Raw genomic sequence first — 18,216 nt, forward strand, 5'->3', positions numbered from 1 at the left:
ATGGCCCGGCGACTGCGGCTGCAGTCAAGCCGGACGGTGAAATCAAACCTTATTGTGGAGAGGAAGAGATCAATGCCGGTTATCGACAAGCCCTTAGACGAATTACGCAACTACAAAGGAATTAACCCGAAGCTGCCGGATTTCGATGCGTATTGGGAGGTAGCGCTGCGGGAGATGCGCGCGGTCGATCCCCAAGTCCGGATTGAAAAGGCGAACTATCAGCTGCCGGGTGTGGAATGTTATCATCTTTATTTTACCGGAGTCAAGGGAGCGCGCATTCATGCCCAATATGTGCGTCCGGCGAAATTCGAAGGCCCCGCCCCGGCCGTAGTCCTGTTTCACGGCTATTCGGCAAATTCCGGCGACTGGAGCGAGAAGCTGGGGTACGCCTCGCTGGGCTTCCACGTGTTTGCAATGGATTGCCGCGGTCAAGGCGGTAAATCAGAGGATGTCGGCGGGACGGTCGGCAATACGCTGCAAGGCCATATCATCCGCGGGGTGGACGGGGATACGCAAAACATGCTGTTCCGCCATATTTTCCTCGATGCCGTACAATTGACGGGGATCGCCATGGATCTGCCGGAGGTGGACGAGAGCCGCGTTGGCGTAACCGGCTGGTCGCAAGGCGGCGGGATCACGTTAGCCTGCGCCGCGCTTGAGCCGCGTGTTCGCCGGGCAGCCTCGGTCTATCCGTTCCTGTCCGACTACCGCCGGGTGTGGGAGATGGACTTGGCTCGGAACGCGTACGAAGAACTTCGCCTTTACTTCCGCCGCTTCGATCCGCAACATGAGCGGGAGGAAGAGCTGTTCGCCAAGCTGGGGTATATCGACGTGCATCATCTGGCGAGCCGCATACAAGCGGAAGTGCTGATGGGGGTTGGATTAATGGATGAGATTTGTCCGCCATCCACCCAATTTGCCGCCTATAATGCGATTCCTTCGCCGAAAAAGCTGGAGATCTTCCCGGACTTCGGCCATGAAGGATTGCCGGGCATGCAAGACAAGATCGTCCAGTTTATGCTTGGATTGTAGAAATAAGCCGTCCAGGAGTTTGCAACTCCTAGGACGGCTTTTTACTTTCATGATATAGCTGGGATTACACCGTAAAGCCGGAGGTCATATCCTGCAGTTTTTGCGCCATGTGGGACAATTGGTCCGCGGTCCCGTCGATTTCGTTCATCGTGCTTAGCTGCTGTTGAATGCCGGCGCTGATCTGCTCCGTCCCATCGGCGATTTCGCCCGTGGCGACGGCGATGCTGCCGATCGCTTTCTCCATTTCTCGGGTGCTTTGCGCCTGGCGGTCGTTATCCTCATCGATGCGGGCGATCTGGCCGATAATCTCCTGTACGCCGGTGAGGATCTCGCCGATGCTGCGCTTGGCGTCAGAGGCCTTGTCCACGCCTTCTTGTACCTTATCGGCAACCTCTTCCGCGGAAGCTACGGCCGCCGCCGATTTGGTTTGGTTGTCGGCGACGACGTCGGCGATCTCCTGAGCGGCGATCCGGCTCTCATCGGCCAGCTTGCGAATTTCGTCGGCTACCACGGAGAAACCTCGACCCGCTTCTCCAGCCCGGGCCGCTTCGATCGCCGCGTTCAACGCTAGCAGATTGGTTTGCGCGGAGATCCCCGTGATCATCGCAGTCATGTCGGCGATTCGCTGGGAGGAATCGTTTAACTGGCGGATCGTCGAGGAGACGAGGCGGGTAGACGATTCAATATCGCCCATGGCTGCCTCGATCTCCGTAATTTTATCCGCGCCGCTGGCGGCAGCTTCCCCCACCGCTTGGCTTGATTCGGCGGTGTTCTTGCTGGCGATGGCCGTGGACTCAGAGAAGCGAGCCACTTCGGCCAGACTTGCCGACGTCTCTTCGGCAACGGCCGCGTTCTCTGACGTGCCTGACGTGATCTGCTGTACGGTGGCGGAGATGCTCTCCAACGAAGAGGACGTCTCCCCGGTAGCCCGGCTGAGCAGACGGCTGGCTGAATAAATCGTGTCGGTGGAGTTGATGATTTCCCCAATGATGGTCTGCAGTTTGGTGATAAATGCGTCAAAGCTTTGACTCAACACGCCAAGTTCATCCTTACTGCGATAATCGATTCGGCCGGTCAAATCCCCGTTGCTTTCAGCAATCTCCTTCAGCTTGGCGGTTACTTTACCAATTGGACCTACGACCCCGCGAATGATGAACGTAGCGAGAATCAGCGTAATGATTGCGGAGAACGCCAGTAATACCACCATGCTGATCCAGGTCGAGCGGTACACGGCTTTACTATCTTCGTAGGTCTGCTGCGCCTCGCTTATGTGCTGGCTGATCCAGCCTTCCATCGCTTCAATCAGCTTGGCCTTGGATTCGTCGAGGGCTGTCACTTCCTCCGGCGGCCCGCCCTGCTGTCCTGCCTCTCCAGCGGTTTCGATAGCGGAAGTCTCTACCGCCTCACTGCCCGTTGTAGAGGGTTGCCCGCCCGGGCCGGTCATCCCGTTCTGGAACACGGTCAGGAAGTTGTCCAGCGCTGCGGTATAGGCTGCGTATTGAGTAAATACATGCTGCACCAACGCATTTTCGGTTTCGTCTGTGTATGCGGATAACGCTTCGTCGATATGGGTACGAGCTGCCGTGATCTCCTCTGTCAGAGAAGTGCGTTCAGCGTCATCAGAGGCGTCCATATAGCTGCTGGCTAGCGTACGCGTCGCCTCCATGTCGGATTTCAAATCTTCTAAGGTTACGATCGGCACGAGCCGCGCGTTGTTTAACTCCTCAAGTTTGGTATTGACGCTGGATATTTGCCGGATGCCGACCAAGCCGATAATTAATAGAAAAATAAAAAAACAGTAGGCAAGCAGCCGGATTTTCATGGCAATCTTTAGGTTCTGGATGAGCTTCACGTGATTGTCCCCCTAGTTATGTACTCGTATAATGGATGTAACTCATTCTAGATGGGACGACTGAATCCTATATGAATGAAGACTGAAAGTTTACTGAAAGTAAAAATAGGAGGGGAGTTCCGTTGCCGCTGGAAATTGAACGCAAATTTCTGTTGCCTGAGTATCCGGAACATCTGATTCGGGAGGGGCAGCTTGTGGTTCGGTCGGAACATGCGATCGACCAGACGTATTTGGCTCTGCATGAGGACCAGGAGCTGCGAGTCCGCAGAATTGAGGATATACGTACCGGAGAGATTCATTATACGCATACGTTTAAACGAGGGTTTGGCTTGTCTCGCGAGGAAGTGGAGGTGTCCATTTCGGAGGGGCTGTACACGCAAATCACCGGGATTCATCAGGCGGTTCCGCTTACTAAAAGACGGGTGACCGCAGAGTGGAACCAGCTTACGGTGGAAATTGACGTCTACGATCAGATCGATTTTATCGTGCTGGAAGTTGAGTTTGGCTCGGAGGAAGAAGCAAGGGCTTTCGTACCCCCGGCTTGGTTTGGGCCTGACATCAGCACCGACAAACGTTACAGCAACAAGAAGGTATGGGGCGATTTGCAGCGCACTAAAAAAGAGACCTGAATCCCCAGGTCTCTTCGCTTTATCTCCGTCTTCATCTACTCCAGAGCCAAGCCGCCGCCGTTCCCGTCTCGCAGCAAAAAGCGGTAGTTATTGCGGATGAACTCAAGCACTTTGTCACAAATGATCCGATGGCCGTCTTCGTTCGGATGAATGCCATCTGAGCAAAGGAATTTCGTATAGTCAGGATGCTCCAGAAACGCGCCGCGCACGTCGATAAATTTGGTCTTGGTCATCTCCGACACTTTCAGGATCGTCGAATTGTACCGTTCCTGCCACCAATAAATCTTCGTGACGCTCCCAAGCCATTTCAAAATGTTCTGCTCCGCTTCCGGGTCGTTACGGCTGACCCATTTGAAATACTTGTCGGCGTTCAGCGGGGGCAAGCTCATCAACACCGGCACGATCTGCTGGCTCTTGACGAATTGAATGGCTTCCGTCAGCATCTTTTCAAATAACGTAAAATCGGTCTTCGGACTGTGTTCCGCGTCGGGATGTTCAGCAATTTCATTCCAGTTGAAATCGCAGTCGTTGCCACCGTATTCGATCAATACGATGTGAGGCTTATCCTTCTCCACGTCTTTCTTGAGATTCGTCAGCCCTTTCATCAACGTATTGCCGAAACGAGCGGTATTGTGAACCGCACCCTTCAGCTTCTGCTGTAAGAGCGAAACGTAATTGTTCTCCAAGACGACGTATTTATGGCGTTGTTCATCATAAATGACGCCTTTCGATATGGAGTCTCCACTGACCATGTACTTGATTTCATTTTTGAAAATAAATTTGCTATAGTCGCTCACAGTCTCACCTCTCTCTTCATCTATTGTAGATTAGTTGTCGCGCCCAGTGCAAGTGAGTTGTACCGATCGGAACGAATTAGTTTAGCGTTCGAAAGTGGACAAGGGTGACAGGGAATGAGAGAATACGGGTAAAACGACCATAACAAAGGGAGGAAATCACTTTGATACGTTTCGCCACGATTGGAACGAACTGGATCACGGAGCGTTTTATTCAGGCGGCTTTGGAAACGGAGCAATTTGCCTTCACGGCGGTTTACTCCCGGACCGAGCAAAAGGGCAGGGAGTTCGCGGCCAAGTTTGGCGACCCCAAGGTGTATACCGATTTAGTGGCCTTAGCGTCCAGCACCGACATCGATGCCGTATACATCGCCAGCCCGAACTCACTACACGCGGAGCAGGCGATCTTGCTGATGGATCATGGCAAGCATGTGTTATGCGAGAAGCCGATGGCTTCCAACGCGGCCGAGGTCCGGCGGATGATCGAAGCGGCGCGCCGCAACGATGTGCTGCTGATGGAGGCGCTCAAATCAACGTTGATGCCGAACTTCCGGGCAGTCCATGACAATTTGTACAAAATCGGCCGGGTACGGCGTTATTTTTCAAGTTACTGCCAGTATTCTTCGCGGTTTGACGCGTTTAAACAGGGCAAGGTGATGAACGCTTTTAATCCCGCGTTTTCCAACGGTGCCTTGATGGACCTCGGCATTTACTGCATTTACCCGATGGTGACGCTCTTCGGTAAACCGGAATCCGTGCAGGCCTCCGCCGTGATGTTGTCCTCGGGCGTGGATGGAGAGGGCAGCCTGATCGCGCGGTACCCGGATATGGACGGCGTGATCATGTATTCGAAGATTACCGACTCTTATTTACCGACGGAAATCCAGGGGGAGAACGGGACGATCGTGATCGATCGAATCAACCAGCCATATGAGGCCAAAATCCTGTACCGCGACGGGACGACCGAGGAGCTGACGCGCTCCCAGCCGCAGGAGTCGATGTATTACGAGGCGCTGGAGTTCATCGAGCTGGTCCAGAGCGGACAGCGGGAGAGTCAGATCAATACGCATGCCCGTTCGTTGGCCGTCGCCGAGCTGATGGAGGAAACGAGACGCCAGTTTGGCCTGCGATATCCGGCGGACGAAGCTTAAAGTCAACGTAAATACCTGCTAGATCGGGGCCCAAGCCGGATAATCCGGTTTGGGTTATTATTTGTTGTTGCGCCCCACGGGGGGAGGATGCGACCTTCTCTGACCGGTCCTTTTGACGATTATCCCGTTAGGTCAGGAAGAAAATTCTCATTGCAACCGTTTACACCCTTGAGATAGGATTATCGATGAGGTGAACAGGATGATCAAGGACAAAAAATGGCTGGCCGGCATGATGATTTGCATCGTTATTTTGGTCTATTTATTTATCGGGTTTGCCCGCTATTCCGGGAAAATCGGCAGCATCGTCAAGGAGCTGCAAGGGCAGCCCGCGAGCGGCGAGTCGCGTTATCATATCGTATTGATTGAACAGGAACGTTACCATCCCTATTGGGAAATGGTGGAGAAGGGCGCGGCGGAAGCGGCGGAGAAATACGGCATCGACATCGAGTTTACGGGGCCGGTGCGCAATAACATGGAAGAACAGCTGAACTTGTTGGAAAAAGCGATCGCCGCTCGCGTCGATGCGATTATCGTGCAGGGGCTGAACGAAGAGCGGTTCACGCCGGTCATCGACAAGGCGGTTCGGCGCGGCATCCCCGTCGTGACGATCGACACTGACGCGCCGGACAGCAAGCGGCTGGCTTATGTCGGCACCGACAATTTGGCCGCTGGCGAACGCCTGGGCCGTCTTGTCGTGGATACAACCGGCGGCACGGGAAAGATCGGTGTGATCATTGGCAGCGATCAAGCTGCGAACCAACTGCAGCGGTTGGACGGGCTGAAAAAAATCGTCGCCGAGCACGAGGGGCTTGAGATCGTCGACGTCCGCAGCTCGAACATCTCTCATATGGAGGCGATCCAGCAAGCGGCCAACATGCTCCGAAACCATCCGGAGATCAACATTATGGTCGGCACAAGCGCGACTGACGCCCTCGGCGTGCTGCAAGCCGCCAAAAACCGCGACGACCTGACGATCATCGGGTTCGACAATCAGAAGGAAACGCTGGAGGCGATCCGCAAGGGCGAGATCGAGGCGACGGTCGCACAGCAGCCTTTTTTGATGGGGGATACGGCGGTTCGGCTACTCTATGAGCACTTCCGAGGAAAACCACTGAAGAAGGCCTACTTTACGGAAGTGAAAGTACTGGACGCACGAAATGTGGAGGAGGGGGAGAGCTTATGAGCATCCGCCGCAAGCTATTTCTGTTTATTCCGCTGCTGGTGCTGGTTATGAGCTCGGTGTCCTTTTTTCTATTCCAAAGCGGAAAGAACGTCCAGGAAAGCTATCACCTGATGATGAAGCGCATTTTGCTGTATAAGGAAATCTCCTATGAAGTAGGAGAGAATATGCGGTCGATGAACCGGTTTATCATGCAGATGGATACCGAAAGCTTGCCTGAAGTCGTGAAGCACTTGAATGCTGTGAAGACCTTGAGGTCTGATCTGGACGGGCTCCAGACGATCGGCGGGAGCGACCTGGCCCTGGCGAATTACCGCAACCTGATCGATACGTTCCTGGAGCAGGCTGAGGCGATGATCGAGAAGATCAGCTACGAGGATTCCGATACGATGGCCGGGGCATACATCGAAGCGGAGCAGACCCAGCGTTTTATCCGCGAGGAGGCCCAGGAGCTGGTCGACTTGGAGTTGGAGCAATACAAGCCGATTTACGAGGATATGATGTTCACGACCGGCAAGCTGAACAAGCTGGGGATCCTGCTGGTCGTGACTGCGGCGGCCTTTAGCATTCTGCTGGCAATTTGGCTGTCACGCAGCATCACGAATCCGATCCGCCGACTGGTCGCGACTGCGAAACAGATTTCTAAGGGTCGGATGGACACCAAAGCGCCGGAGAGCGACAGCAACGACGAGATTAGTATTTTGTGCCGGTCGTTTAACGGGATGATTGACAACATCCAGCAGCTGATGGCCGAGAACATCAACAACTTGGAGAAGGATCGGTTGGTCAAGGAGCTGGAGCTAAAGACGCTGCAAAGCCAGATCAACCCGCATTTTCTCTTCAACACGTTGAACTCTATTTCTAAGCTGGCTTACCTTGAGGGGGCCGCCAAAACCAGCGATCTCGCCGTTTCCGTGTCGCGTCTGCTGCGCTATAATCTGCAGAAGCTCGACCAGGCGGTGCCGCTACGCGAGGAGGTGGCTCATGTCACCGAATACATGAACATCCAGAAGGCTCGGTTCCGCGATCGGATCGCTTTCGTGATCAACATCGACGAGCGCGCGTTGGACGGGAGGATCCCTTGCTTGACCCTGCAGCCGATATTGGAAAACGCCTTCGTGCACGGGATTGAGCAGATGGAGGAAGGGGCCGTGCTGGAGCTGGCGATCCACCTCGGCGAGGAGGACCAGGTTGAAATCGAAATCCGCGACAATGGCGTCGGCATGAACCGCGAGACGGTGAACAAGCTGCTGCAATCGGTACGCGAGGAGGCCCCGCGTTTTGGAGGCAAAGGGCAATCGACGGGCCTTGGCACGCATAATGTGTTCAAACGGCTGCATTTATTTTTCGACGGGCAGGAACACATCGCCATCGACAGCGAGGAAGGGGCCGGAACGGCCGTCAGGTTTACGCTACCTCTTCGCACGGGCATGGAATAAAACGGGGAATGGGGGAAGCCAAGGTGTATACTTTGTTGATTGCGGACGACGAAGCGTTGGAGCGGGAAGGCCTGGAAATGATGATCAGGCATGCGATGCCGGATACGTTCCGTTTTCTTCATGCGGAGAACGGGCGGCGGGCGATCCAGCTGGCGGAAGAGGGACGGCCTGATTTTATCTTTATGGATATCAAAATGCCGGGGATTCAAGGTTTGGAAGCCGTGCGGGAAATTATGGCCCGGCAGCCGGGAGCCAAGGTCGTGATGATCACCGCCCACGATTATTTCGCCTATGCGAAGGAGGGGCTGGCGCTCGGCGTGCGGGATTATCTGCTGAAGCCGGCGCGGCGGGAAGAGGTGCTGGACGTGCTGAAGAGTCTGATCGCCGAAACCGAAGAAGCGAAGCGTGCCCGGGACGAGCAATTGGCTCTTCAGGAGAAATTGTCCCAACTGCTTCCGCTCGCGGAGAATGAGCTGTCGCTGATGCTGATGCTGGAATACGCTCAGGAGATCGAAGCCGACCAATTGGCGGGGATGCTGAACCTCCAGTGGCGCAAGGGGTACGCGATGGTGCTGTCGTTCGCGAAGCACACGCCGAAGGAATGGGCCAGCTTCCAGGTGGCCAAAAAGGAGATTTACGACGCTGTCAAGCAATCGGTGAAGCCGGGATTGTCCTGCATTGTCAGCCCGGTCGTTGGCCATCAGATGGCGTTGTTTATCCCGTTTCCGCGGGGACGGCCGGGTTATACGCAGCGGGTTATCGCGCTGGAATGGGGAGAACGGCTGCGCGGTCAGGTGGAGGAGCGGTTCGGGCTGACGCTCTCGGTTGGCATTGGCTCGATTCGTGAGGGCTGGGACGGGCTGAGCCGCTCCTACCGGGAAGCCGTGCGTGTCTGCGCGGACGAACAGGATATCGTCAGCGTCCGGCATTACGATGATATCGCCGAAAGCTCGGGCCGTCCGGCGATCCCGCTGGACGAAGAGAAGAAGCTGCTCGATGCGCTGCTGCGGCACGACAAGCCGGAGGTTACCGAACGCTTCGCCCAGCTGATCGAGCGCCTGGAGGCGGCTGAGCCGCGGCATTATCCACGTCTGCGCGGCGACGTGATCGGGTTGCTCCTGTATTTGAGCCGCGGCGTGGAAGCGGGGGATGGCCCGGATCTAATTGAGGACTTAAGCGCCTGCGAAGATCCGGCATCACTGCGCTCGAGCGCGCTCCGCCGGCTTGGCGGCTGGATCGACGGACTGCGGGAGCGGAAAGAACGCAGCCGCTCGCATGTGCTGCAGCGGGCCCTCCTGTTTGTCAGCCAGCGGTTCATGGAGGACATTTCGATGGAGCAAACAGCGGAATACGTGAATCTGAGTCCGTATTATTTCAGTAAGCTTTTTAAGCTGCAAACCGGAGAGAACTTCAGTGATTACTTGACTCGCCTGCGGATCGAGGAAGCAAAACGGCTGATCGCCGAGCGCTCCTTAAGCTTGAAGGAAATCTGTTATGAGGTCGGCTATAAGGACCCGAATTATTTCAGCCGGGTGTTCAAGAAATCCGTTGGCATCACCCCGAGCGAATATCGTCAGCAAATCGAATAAGAAGCGTATGCGTGTGCAGGTCCTTGTCCCAGACAAGGACTTTTTTGCGTTTTCAGCACAAAAAAATCCAGTGAAAGCGGCGCTAATGAAAGCCTTTACATCCCGCAGCAAGGGAGTGCAGGCACAGCACAAAGAAGTGCAGGCTTTGACCTGACCGTAAGGATGGGGGCGGTGCTAAGATGATTTTGTAAGCGTAATCAATAAACGATTATTTAAAGAAGGGGCGTAGGCATAGTGAAAAAACACAGTCATTTTGTACGGTTAAGCTTGGCAGCCATTTTATTGGCTTCCTCCCTGGCGGGCTGCGGGGTTGTATCCGACGGCAGCGCAAACAGCGGGAGCACGAAAAACAATGCGGGCAGCGCGGCCGGTGGCAAGGACGACAAAATCGTCATCGGGATGTCGATGGACACCCTGAAGGAAGAACGGTGGCAGAAAGACCGTGACCTATTCACCGCCAAAGTCGAAGAGCTCGGCGGCGAAGTGAAGGTGCTCGCGGCTAACGGAGACGATGCTACGCAGTTGAGCCAAGCGGAACAATTGATTTCGCAAGGCGTTGACGTGTTGGTGGTTATCGCGCACAATGCCGAAGCTACTGCGCCAATCGTGGAAAAAGCGCATAAAGAAGGCATCAAGGTCATCGCGTATGACCGACTGATTAAAAACTCGGATGTCGACTACTACATTTCCTTCGACAACGTCCGGGTCGGCGAGTTCCAGGCCCGCGCCGTAACCGAAGCCGCGCCGAAGGGCAATATCGTCTACATCGGCGGCGCGGACACCGACAACAACGCGCACATGTTTAAAGAAGGTGCGATGAGCGTTCTGAAGCCGCTTGAAGAAAAAGGCGACATCAAGATCGTGTACGATCAGTTCTCCAAGGACTGGAAGCCGGAAGAAGCGCTGAAGAATATGGAGAACGCGTTGACCGCCAACAACAATGACGTGCAAGGCGTAGTTGCCGCAAACGACGGCACGGCCGGCGGGGTTATTCAGGCGTTAACGGCACAAGGCATGGCTGGCAAAATCCCGGTATCCGGGCAGGATGCGGACTTGGCCGCCGTTCAACGGATTGCCGAAGGCAGCCAGCTGATGACCGTATACAAACCGATCAAATCGATTGCTACCACTGCCGCAGAAATGGCTGTATCGGCTGCTAAAGGCGAGGAAGTCAAAGCCGACAAGACCGTCAACAATGGCAAGATCGATGTGCCTTCCGTACTGCTCGATCCGATTCCGGTCGACAAGGACAGCCTGAACGTCGTGATCGAAGACGGGTTCCACAAACTGGAAGACGTGTACAAAAACGTGCCGAAGGATCAATGGCCTAAGCAATAAAAGCATGTAGCATAAAGCGGATAGAGAAGAACTGGACAAAGAAACGGGCAGAAGCGGCGAAAACCAGGGAGCGTTCGGCGTCTCCTTGGTTTCGCTCTTTCGCCGATCCTTAGGCTAAAGAAGGAGAGCTAAGCCTATGCATGTATTGGAAATGATAAATATCAGCAAAGAGTTTCCGGGCGTGAAGGCCCTCGACCGCGTGAACTTCAAGGTGCGCAAAGGGGAAATCCACGCGCTCTGCGGCGAGAACGGGGCGGGCAAGTCCACGCTGATGAAAGTCCTGAGCGGGTTGTACCCGGCCGGCACTTATAGCGGAGACATCGTCATCGGCGGCGAGAAGAAGCAGTTCCACAACATTACCGATGCGGAAAAAGCTGGCATCGCCATCATCCACCAGGAGCTGGCGCTCGTGAAGGAGATGACGGTAGGCGAGAACATTTTCCTCGGGGCGGAACCGACCAAACGCGGCGTGATCCAATGGGATGAGCTGTATCACAATGCGGCCCAGTGGCTGAAGCGGGTCGGGCTTCATATTTCCCCTGAAACGAAAATAGGGAGTCTCGGCATCGGCCAGCAGCAGCTGGTGGAGATCGCCAAGGCATTGTCCAAGCATACGCAGATCCTGATTCTGGATGAGCCGACAGCCGCCTTGACGGAAAGCGAAGTGGCGATCCTCATGGGTATCCTGAACCAACTGCGGAGCGAAGGCGTGTCTTGCGTTTATATCTCGCACAAAATGCCGGAGGTGTTTGCTCTGGCCGACTCGATTACGGTGCTTCGCGATGGGCATACGGTGGCGACGCTGGACCGCAAGGAAACGGATGATGACCAGGTCGTGTCGCTGATGGTCGGGCGGGAGCTGACCGAACGGTACCCGCGGGTGGAGCATCACCCATCGGATACCGTGCTGGAGGTTAAAAACTATAACGTGTGGCACCCGGAGAAGCGGAACCAGAAGGTGATCAAGGACGTCAACTTCCGGGTGCGCAAAGGCGAAATCCTCGGCATCGCCGGGTTGATGGGCGCCGGTCGGACCGAGCTGGTTAGCAGCCTGTTCGGCGCTTACGGCGGACGGGCGACGGGGGAGGTTTTCGTTGACGGAAAATCGGTGCGTATCCGCTCCGTCGCCGACGCGATCCGCGCCGGGCTTGCCCTCGTCAGCGAGGACCGGAAGCGCCAAGGGCTCGTCATGGGGATGGATGTCAAGACGAATACGACGATGGCCACGATGGTCAAAGTTTCGAAGCTTGGCTTGATTAACGACAACGAGGAAATCCGCTGGGGCCTTAAATATGTGCATGATTTGAAGACGAAAACCGCGTCTCTGGAAACCCCTGTCGGCACGTTGTCCGGCGGGAACCAACAGAAGGTCGTCATCGGCAAATGGCTGATGTCCGACCCGAAAATCCTCATCATGGACGAACCAACCCGCGGCATTGACGTCGGGGCGAAATACGAGATTTATCATCTGATGAATCAGCTGGTCGAGCAGGGCGTGGCCATCATCATGATTTCGTCGGAGCTCCCGGAGGTGCTCGGCATGAGCGACCGGATTCTGGTGATGAGCGAAGGCAAATTCGTTCGGGAGTTCGACTGGCGCGAAGCGACCCAAGAAAATATCATGCAAGCCGCTACGGGAGGGAAATAAACATGGAGCTTCAAAAGGAAATCGGAAAACAAACGGACGGCTCGGCCGCAAAGTCGACGCTGTGGGGCAGCCTGTTCGGCAAAATGGACGTGCGGGCCTACACGATGGTGGGGGCACTGGTGCTGATTTGGGTGCTGTTCGGCCTGCTCGACCCGACATTTTTGACGGCGCGGAACCTGTCCAACCTCTTTACGCAAATGTCCGTGACCTCGATTCTGGCGATCGGCATGGTGTTGGTCATCGTCGCGGGACACATCGACCTGTCGGTCGGTTCGATCGTCGGTTTGACCGGCGGGATTGCCGCGATTTTCAGCAATTGGCTGGAGCTGCCGGCGATTGTCGTCATTATCGGTACGCTGGCGGCCGGCGCTGTACTCGGCTTGCTGCAAGGCTGGCTGGTCGCTTATAAAATGATCCCCGCCTTTATCGTGACGCTGGGGGGCATGCTGGTATTCCGCGGCACGCTCATGGGCGTGACCGAATCGATGACGATTCCGGTCTCCGACAAGGTGTTGGCGCTGCTGGGCAATGCGTATTTCGCCCAAGGGTTCGGCATTGTCCTCGGCGTGTTAGCCATCGGCCTGATTGTCTGGAGCACGCTGCGCAAGCGCCGCTCCCGGCAGAAATACGGCTTTGAAGTGGCACCGTTCGCCGTAGACGTGATCAAGATGGCCGCGCTTTCCCTGCTGGTCGTCGCCTTCGTGTTCGTCATGAATGCTTATAAGGGGATTCCTTTCCCGATCATTTTCGTCATCGCGCTGGCGGCCATTTTCTTCTTCCTGTCCACGAAAACGACTTTCGGCCGGCACATTTACGCGATCGGCGGCAACTTGGAAGCGGCCCGCCTGTCCGGCATCAACATCCGCCGCAAAACGATGAGCGTCTTCCTGCTCAGCGGCCTGCTTGCTTCGATCGCTTCGATCGTTCTGACGTCGCGCCTTGCCTCGGCGACCATCACTGCTGGGAACATGGCGGAAATGGACGCCATCGCGGCCTGCGTCATCGGCGGAACATCGCTGATGGGCGGCGCGGGTACGGTGCTGGGCGCCTTGATCGGCGCGCTCGTTATGACTTCGCTCGATAACGGGATGTCGCTGATGGGCCTGGAGTCGTTCTGGCAATATGTGGTTAAAGGTTCGATCCTCGTCTTTGCTGTTTGGCTGGACATTTCGAATCGGCGCAAAGGGTTGAGATAAGAAAGTCGGATCATAAAGACGGCACTTCTTTGGAGCTTGGTCCCTGTCGGGGGAACTCCTTGGAAGTGCCGCTTTGCTTTTTATTGATAGGTGACAATTAGTGCGTTGCTGATTTTGCGGCCCGGTTGGGTCAAGTATTTGCCGTTGTAATAGAGGCCGCTCGAGGCTCCGCCATCGAGGTTCATTGCCTGGTACGCACCGGCCTGCTTCATGATTTCCGCGAGCTGGGGGATCGTAGCGCCGCCGGAGGTCAACAGGATTAGCTTATGATCGCGAGTGAGACCTAAGGCGCTGCGGGCTCCGCCCCCGGTGAGGATCTTCGGGTCCTTGAAGCCCTCCGCCTTGACGTCAACCGAGACTTTACCATTGACCACGAGACGCGGCCCTGCTTGAAGTGCTCCCTCCATCGTACCTGCGGCAAAGGCCTCATTGAAATCTGCGCCGGGGATCAAACGTGCCAACAAATTGGAGTCATAGGTAAAAATCGTGCGCTTGTCGCCGGAGGCCTTCATCTTCAACTCGCCGCCGTTGACGATGTAGCCGTAAGGGGCTTTGTACGCGTCATTTGTGTAAGCGTTGAAGAACGTGCCGTTTACGGCGACAACGGCCTTATGGCGTTTGGCGAGGCTGCTCAGCTCCTCGACTTTGCCAACCGTGTCCCCGGCGAGCGCGACCATCAGGTGGACCTTCGGATCCATCAGCGAGATGGTGACCTGCTGTACGGTGAAGGAGCGTCCGCCAACTTTATACGTCTTGCGCTCGCTGATGATCGCTTTCCCGGCGCCGGTGCTGCTTGCCGCACCGCGGTTTGCATACGGCAGGGTCAAGCGGGCATCGCCTTGGCCGAGGCGGACCGAGCCGGCGGTTTTGTCCCACTCCGCCGGGAGCTGGAACGTGGAGCTGATGAACTGCAGCGGCACGTAGGTCGCGCCGGCTTCGGTGAATGGCGAATCGGCCAAGGTGATCGGCTCGCCGTTGACCTCGGCTTTGGCGGAGCCAACCTGCAAGATCGCGGTAGTGGCTTCGCCCTGCGCGATCGTCAGCCGTTGCCGGGACGCGTCCCACTGGATCTGGAGGCCATCCAGTCCCGTCAGCACCCGGCTGGGCACGAAGGCATGTCCGCTGGCGGCATCCAGCAGGACGACGTTCTTGGCAGGCGCCGCTGTGACTGCGGCGGACGCCGGAGCGGGGGCTAGGCTGCTGCCGGCGGAGATCAAGCAGACCAGGGCAAGCCCAAGAGGGAGCAGGCGTTTCGTGAAGGTGCACAGGGGCGTTATAGCTCTAGTGCTAGTACTGGTGGTTCTATTGGTTCTAGTTCGAATCATCAAGCTGGTTTCTCCTTTTATGTATGGTAGTGAGGTGGTTTCTTTAAGTAATATCGGAATTGTATTCGATTTTTCATATACATTTGGCGCGGATAGGGGGAGTGGAGTCACTTCCACCCTGAAAAAGGGACGGTGCAAGGGAGAGACCCTCGCACCACGTTGCTTGCTTCATTCGCCACACTCACATTCACCGCATATACAACTTCCGGTAATACTCCTCCAGCATCCGCTGGGTTGAGAACGCCTCGCGTGTCGTTTCGATGCTGCGCCGCATCATCTGCACCCAGCGGGGGCGATCCTCGTAGTAGGTCGGTACGACCCGCTGCAGCAGCGTGTCGTAGAGCGCCTCCCCGTCGTGTCGGTCCAGCTCGCCCGGGTCGGCCGACTCGAAGCCGCCGCCGATCTGCCAGCCGTTCTCGCCGTCCAGGCAGGCCTCCGGCCACCAGCCGTCGAGAACGGAGCAGTTCAACACGCCGTTGACGGCGGCCTTCATCCCCGAGGTGCCGCTTGCCTCCAGCGGCCTGCGCGGGTTGTTCAACCAAACGTCCGCGCCGCGAGTCAGCTTGGCGCCGATCGTCATGTCGTAGTTCTCCAGGAATACGACACTGCCGGGGTACTGCTTCATCATCGCCACCAGATTGCTGACGATTTGTTTGCCGGTCTCGTCGTTCGGATGGGCTTTGCCCGAGAACACGAGCTGAATCCGGCCGGATTCGAGGTAGGGCGCGATCAGGTCCGGCCGGGAGAAGATCAGGTCGCTCCGTTTATACGGCGCGGCCCGGCGAGAGAACCCGATTAGCAGGCGTTCCGGATCCAGCTCAGCTCCCGAGCGCTCGCGGATCAAATCGATCAGCTCACGCTTGAGCTCCATATGCGCAGCCCATAAATCGCCGCCTTCTTCATAAGCGCGGAGCATCCGCGAATCGGCCCAGGTCGGCAGGTGGATCGCGTTCGTGATCCCGATAATCTCCGCGCGACCGGACACCTCCTTCCACATACGGTTTGCGGTTTCCGCATGCAGTGCAGCCACGGCGTTGGCGCGGCGCGCAAGGCGCAGACCGGCGACGGTCATGTTAAACGGGTTGCCGCCGATCCGCTCCATTTGGTCGCGGGTTATCCCGTTAAACGCGGACATCGCTTCAAGCGCCTCCAGCGCATGGGCTTCGTTGCCTTCCTTGACCGGCGTATGGGTCGTAAAGACGACCGTTTCGCGGGTATCCCGCCAGGCCGATTCGAAAGTGAGGCCGGCCTGCATTTTCTCGCGAATGAGCTCTGTGGCGGCCAAGGCCGCGTGCCCCTCGTTGAAATGGTAGACCTCCACCGGGAGGCCCAGCGCGCGCAGCGCCTTAACGCCCCCGATACCCAGCACAATTTCCTGGGCAATGCGCTCTTCGCCGAAGCCGCCGCCATACAAACGAGCGGTGATCCAGCCGTTGTTGCTCCCCGGAAGGTCGGTATCCAGTAAATAAAGCGGATTGTTGCCGAACCGTTCTGTTTTCCAAACTTTGCAGGGGACTTCGGCGTTCTTAATCGTCACCATAACCGTCACGCCAGTATCCTCAAGAAATTCATAATCATGATCGGTAAACGTATCGTAAGGCCGTCCATCCTCGCCGATCCGCTGGTCGGTATAACCTTGCTTCCACTTGATGCCGATACCGACGAGCGGGGCGCCAATGTCTTTGGCCCCTTTGATGAAATCGCCGGCCAGAATGCCCAGTCCTCCGGCATACATTTTAAAATCGGAATGAAGACCGTACTCCATGCTGAAATAAGCAACGGTAGGGAGCTGCCTTTCGCTCATGGGAATACCTCCTTTGCTATGCAAGCCTCTTGCTGTACTGAAAGCGATTTTCTGCTAACAGTGTAGTCTGGAGGCGGGCGGAAGGTGACAAAAGAGGCTTTAGGTGTGGAAGAGCAGGAGGATGGAACGGGGAAAAGGGACGGCAAGAGAGTTAAATTGGATCCGATTCCTCCGGGCGGATGTCACTGTCGAGATAAGCCTGCTCTTGTTCCTCATTAGCGATCGCCTGGATTTCTTCAGAGCCGATATTGATGTAGAGATAACCGTCCTGGGCTTGTTTCTTCAACGCGCGTTCTTTGAAAAATTTCGGGCTAGCCTCTCCCGCATCCTCGTCATAGACGAGCAGGATCCCGCCGGTCTTGCGGAACAGCAGCTCATCCCGGCCAGTGAACTGCCAAGGGCCAACGTAAGCCTCTTTACTTGCCGCCGCATAATGATCGACTTGGCGGAGAATTTGCGTGTAATAGTCTTTTTTCTCGTCGCTCCACTTCTCCTCTTGATGGCTATAGGCGGTGATGATGGAGCATTTTAACTGCGGGTATCGCTTCTTTAAGTCGAACACGGCTTCGCAAGCCCACAGGTCCACGCCGTATTGTCCGGGCGTAATGACCCACTCCAGCCCCTCCTCCAGCAAAGGGATGATTCGGTTAGCGATGGCTTGGCGGATATAAGGGATGCCGGGGTGCTTCTGGTTGTAAATGCCGAGTTCATGGGCGCGGTAACCGGTGACGAGCAGATTTTTCAAGTGGAAAACTCCTTAAGTTCTATGGATGAAGCCGAGTATGGCCATGCCCTCTATTATACCTTGCCTTTCTTCTCGGGCAAAAACAAAAACACCGCTTCGCACGGGAGGTAACCCCCACAGGCTAGGCGGCAGATTGCGTTGGAACCAAAGTATGGTGAACGGCATAGCGCTGGATCAGACGTTAGCGCCTGTCGCTCATGGCAGCGGTTACAATAATAGGTGACTTATTGACCGTGAATCGAGAGAAGGGTAAATACCGTGTAGAACACCGCGTAAAACGTGCCTAGACCCACAATCCATAGGAAAGCGTTGCCTTTCAATTTCTCCGGTTGCCACATGAGGATTCGCTCCTTTACTATTCACTGGCCAAACAAATTGTGAACAATTTGTGTCTGACTTAATTATTGAACATTTTGTGTCAAAAATCAAACAATTTATTGAACTTTTTAATTGTCTTTTTGGCAAAACAAAAAAACCATGCCCCAGAATGGCAT

General features: G+C 55.8%; 14 protein-coding genes. 9 read left to right on the forward strand and 5 right to left on the reverse strand.

Annotated elements, in window-relative coordinates:
• Positions 1–72 precede the first annotated feature (72 nt).
• Entirely contained in the window at positions 73–1,032 is a 960-nt protein-coding gene (locus M0651_RS00410; RefSeq protein ID WP_248549893.1) for an alpha/beta fold hydrolase, read from the forward strand.
• 64 nt (positions 1,033–1,096) lie between these two features.
• On the opposite strand, the gene M0651_RS24155 is transcribed toward M0651_RS00410, so the two are convergent.
• On the reverse strand, positions 1,097–2,884 hold the full coding sequence (locus M0651_RS24155) for a methyl-accepting chemotaxis protein (RefSeq protein ID WP_248549894.1): 1,788 nt from the start codon (positions 2,882–2,884) through the stop codon (positions 1,097–1,099).
• A gap of 122 nt (positions 2,885–3,006) precedes the next feature.
• Here M0651_RS24155 and M0651_RS00420 point away from each other — a divergent pair, with 122 nt between their 5' ends.
• The gene (locus M0651_RS00420) at positions 3,007–3,513 is read left to right on the forward strand and encodes a CYTH domain-containing protein (protein ID WP_248549895.1); all 507 of its coding nucleotides are present in this window, start codon (positions 3,007–3,009) and stop codon (positions 3,511–3,513) included.
• Positions 3,514–3,548: 35 nt separating this feature from the next.
• Here M0651_RS00420 and M0651_RS00425 read toward each other — a convergent pair whose 3' ends face one another.
• The gene (locus M0651_RS00425) at positions 3,549–4,310 is read right to left on the reverse strand and encodes an SGNH/GDSL hydrolase family protein (RefSeq protein ID WP_248549896.1); all 762 of its coding nucleotides are present in this window, start codon (positions 4,308–4,310) and stop codon (positions 3,549–3,551) included.
• A gap of 164 nt (positions 4,311–4,474) precedes the next feature.
• On the opposite strand from M0651_RS00425, the gene M0651_RS00430 reads away from it, so the two are divergent.
• From M0651_RS00430 to M0651_RS00460, 7 genes are all read left to right on the forward strand, one after another.
• Entirely contained in the window at positions 4,475–5,458 is a 984-nt protein-coding gene (locus M0651_RS00430; protein ID WP_308195436.1) for a Gfo/Idh/MocA family protein, read from the forward strand.
• Between the two features lie 199 nt (positions 5,459–5,657).
• The gene (locus tag M0651_RS00435) at positions 5,658–6,641 is read left to right on the forward strand and encodes a sugar-binding protein (RefSeq protein ID WP_248549898.1); all 984 of its coding nucleotides are present in this window, start codon (positions 5,658–5,660) and stop codon (positions 6,639–6,641) included.
• Complete coding sequence (locus M0651_RS00440; RefSeq protein WP_248549899.1) at positions 6,638–8,077, forward strand: sensor histidine kinase; 1,440 nt, start codon at positions 6,638–6,640, stop codon at positions 8,075–8,077. The genes M0651_RS00435 and M0651_RS00440 overlap by 4 nt, the downstream gene beginning before the upstream one ends.
• A 23-nt stretch (positions 8,078–8,100) precedes the next feature.
• On the forward strand, positions 8,101–9,666 hold the full coding sequence (locus M0651_RS00445) for a helix-turn-helix domain-containing protein (protein WP_248549900.1): 1,566 nt from the start codon (positions 8,101–8,103) through the stop codon (positions 9,664–9,666).
• Between the two features lie 234 nt (positions 9,667–9,900).
• Positions 9,901–11,004: a D-xylose ABC transporter substrate-binding protein gene (xylF, locus tag M0651_RS00450; RefSeq protein WP_248549901.1), complete on the forward strand. Its 1,104-nt coding sequence runs from the start codon at positions 9,901–9,903 to the stop codon at positions 11,002–11,004.
• Positions 11,005–11,140: 136 nt separating this feature from the next.
• Positions 11,141–12,652, forward strand: coding sequence for a xylose ABC transporter ATP-binding protein (locus M0651_RS00455; RefSeq protein ID WP_248549902.1), 1,512 nt, complete (start codon positions 11,141–11,143; stop codon positions 12,650–12,652).
• Positions 12,653–12,654: 2 nt separating this feature from the next.
• On the forward strand, positions 12,655–13,848 hold the full coding sequence (locus M0651_RS00460) for a sugar ABC transporter permease (RefSeq protein WP_248549903.1): 1,194 nt from the start codon (positions 12,655–12,657) through the stop codon (positions 13,846–13,848).
• A gap of 80 nt (positions 13,849–13,928) precedes the next feature.
• On the opposite strand, the gene M0651_RS00465 is transcribed toward M0651_RS00460, so the two are convergent.
• The 3 genes from M0651_RS00465 to M0651_RS00475 all read right to left on the reverse strand — a co-directional run bounded on the left by M0651_RS00465 (position 13,929) and on the right by M0651_RS00475 (position 17,722).
• Positions 13,929–15,173, reverse strand: coding sequence for a phosphodiester glycosidase family protein (locus M0651_RS00465; protein ID WP_248549904.1), 1,245 nt, complete (start codon positions 15,171–15,173; stop codon positions 13,929–13,931).
• A 187-nt stretch (positions 15,174–15,360) separates the two neighbouring features.
• Positions 15,361–16,977: an alpha-glucan family phosphorylase gene (gene glgP / locus M0651_RS00470; protein ID WP_248549905.1), complete on the reverse strand. Its 1,617-nt coding sequence runs from the start codon at positions 16,975–16,977 to the stop codon at positions 15,361–15,363.
• Between the two features lie 151 nt (positions 16,978–17,128).
• A complete protein-coding gene (locus M0651_RS00475) occupies positions 17,129–17,722 on the reverse strand; it encodes an SLOG family protein (protein WP_248549906.1) in 594 nt (197 codons plus the stop codon).
• Positions 17,723–18,216: the final 494 nt, after the last annotated feature.

Origin of the sequence: Paenibacillus mellifer (genome assembly GCF_023195895.1) — a bacterium.
GTDB classification, from domain to species: domain Bacteria; phylum Bacillota; class Bacilli; order Paenibacillales; family Paenibacillaceae; genus Fontibacillus; species Fontibacillus mellifer.

Excerpts from the sequence above, each read along its gene's own strand:
- M0651_RS00410 (WP_248549893.1), top strand. The coding sequence starts at position 73 with ATGCCGGTTATCGACAAGCCCTTAGACGAATTACGCAACTACAAAGGA.
- M0651_RS00435 (WP_248549898.1), top strand. The coding sequence starts at position 5,658 with ATGATCAAGGACAAAAAATGGCTGGCCGGCATGATGATTTGCATCGTT.
- M0651_RS00440 (WP_248549899.1), top strand. The coding sequence starts at position 6,638 with ATGAGCATCCGCCGCAAGCTATTTCTGTTTATTCCGCTGCTGGTGCTG.
- M0651_RS00455 (WP_248549902.1), top strand. The coding sequence starts at position 11,141 with ATGCATGTATTGGAAATGATAAATATCAGCAAAGAGTTTCCGGGCGTG.
- M0651_RS00460 (WP_248549903.1), top strand. The coding sequence starts at position 12,655 with ATGGAGCTTCAAAAGGAAATCGGAAAACAAACGGACGGCTCGGCCGCA.
- M0651_RS00465 (WP_248549904.1), bottom strand. The coding sequence starts at position 15,173 with ATGATTCGAACTAGAACCAATAGAACCACCAGTACTAGCACTAGAGCT.
- glgP (WP_248549905.1), bottom strand. The coding sequence starts at position 16,977 with ATGAGCGAAAGGCAGCTCCCTACCGTTGCTTATTTCAGCATGGAGTAC.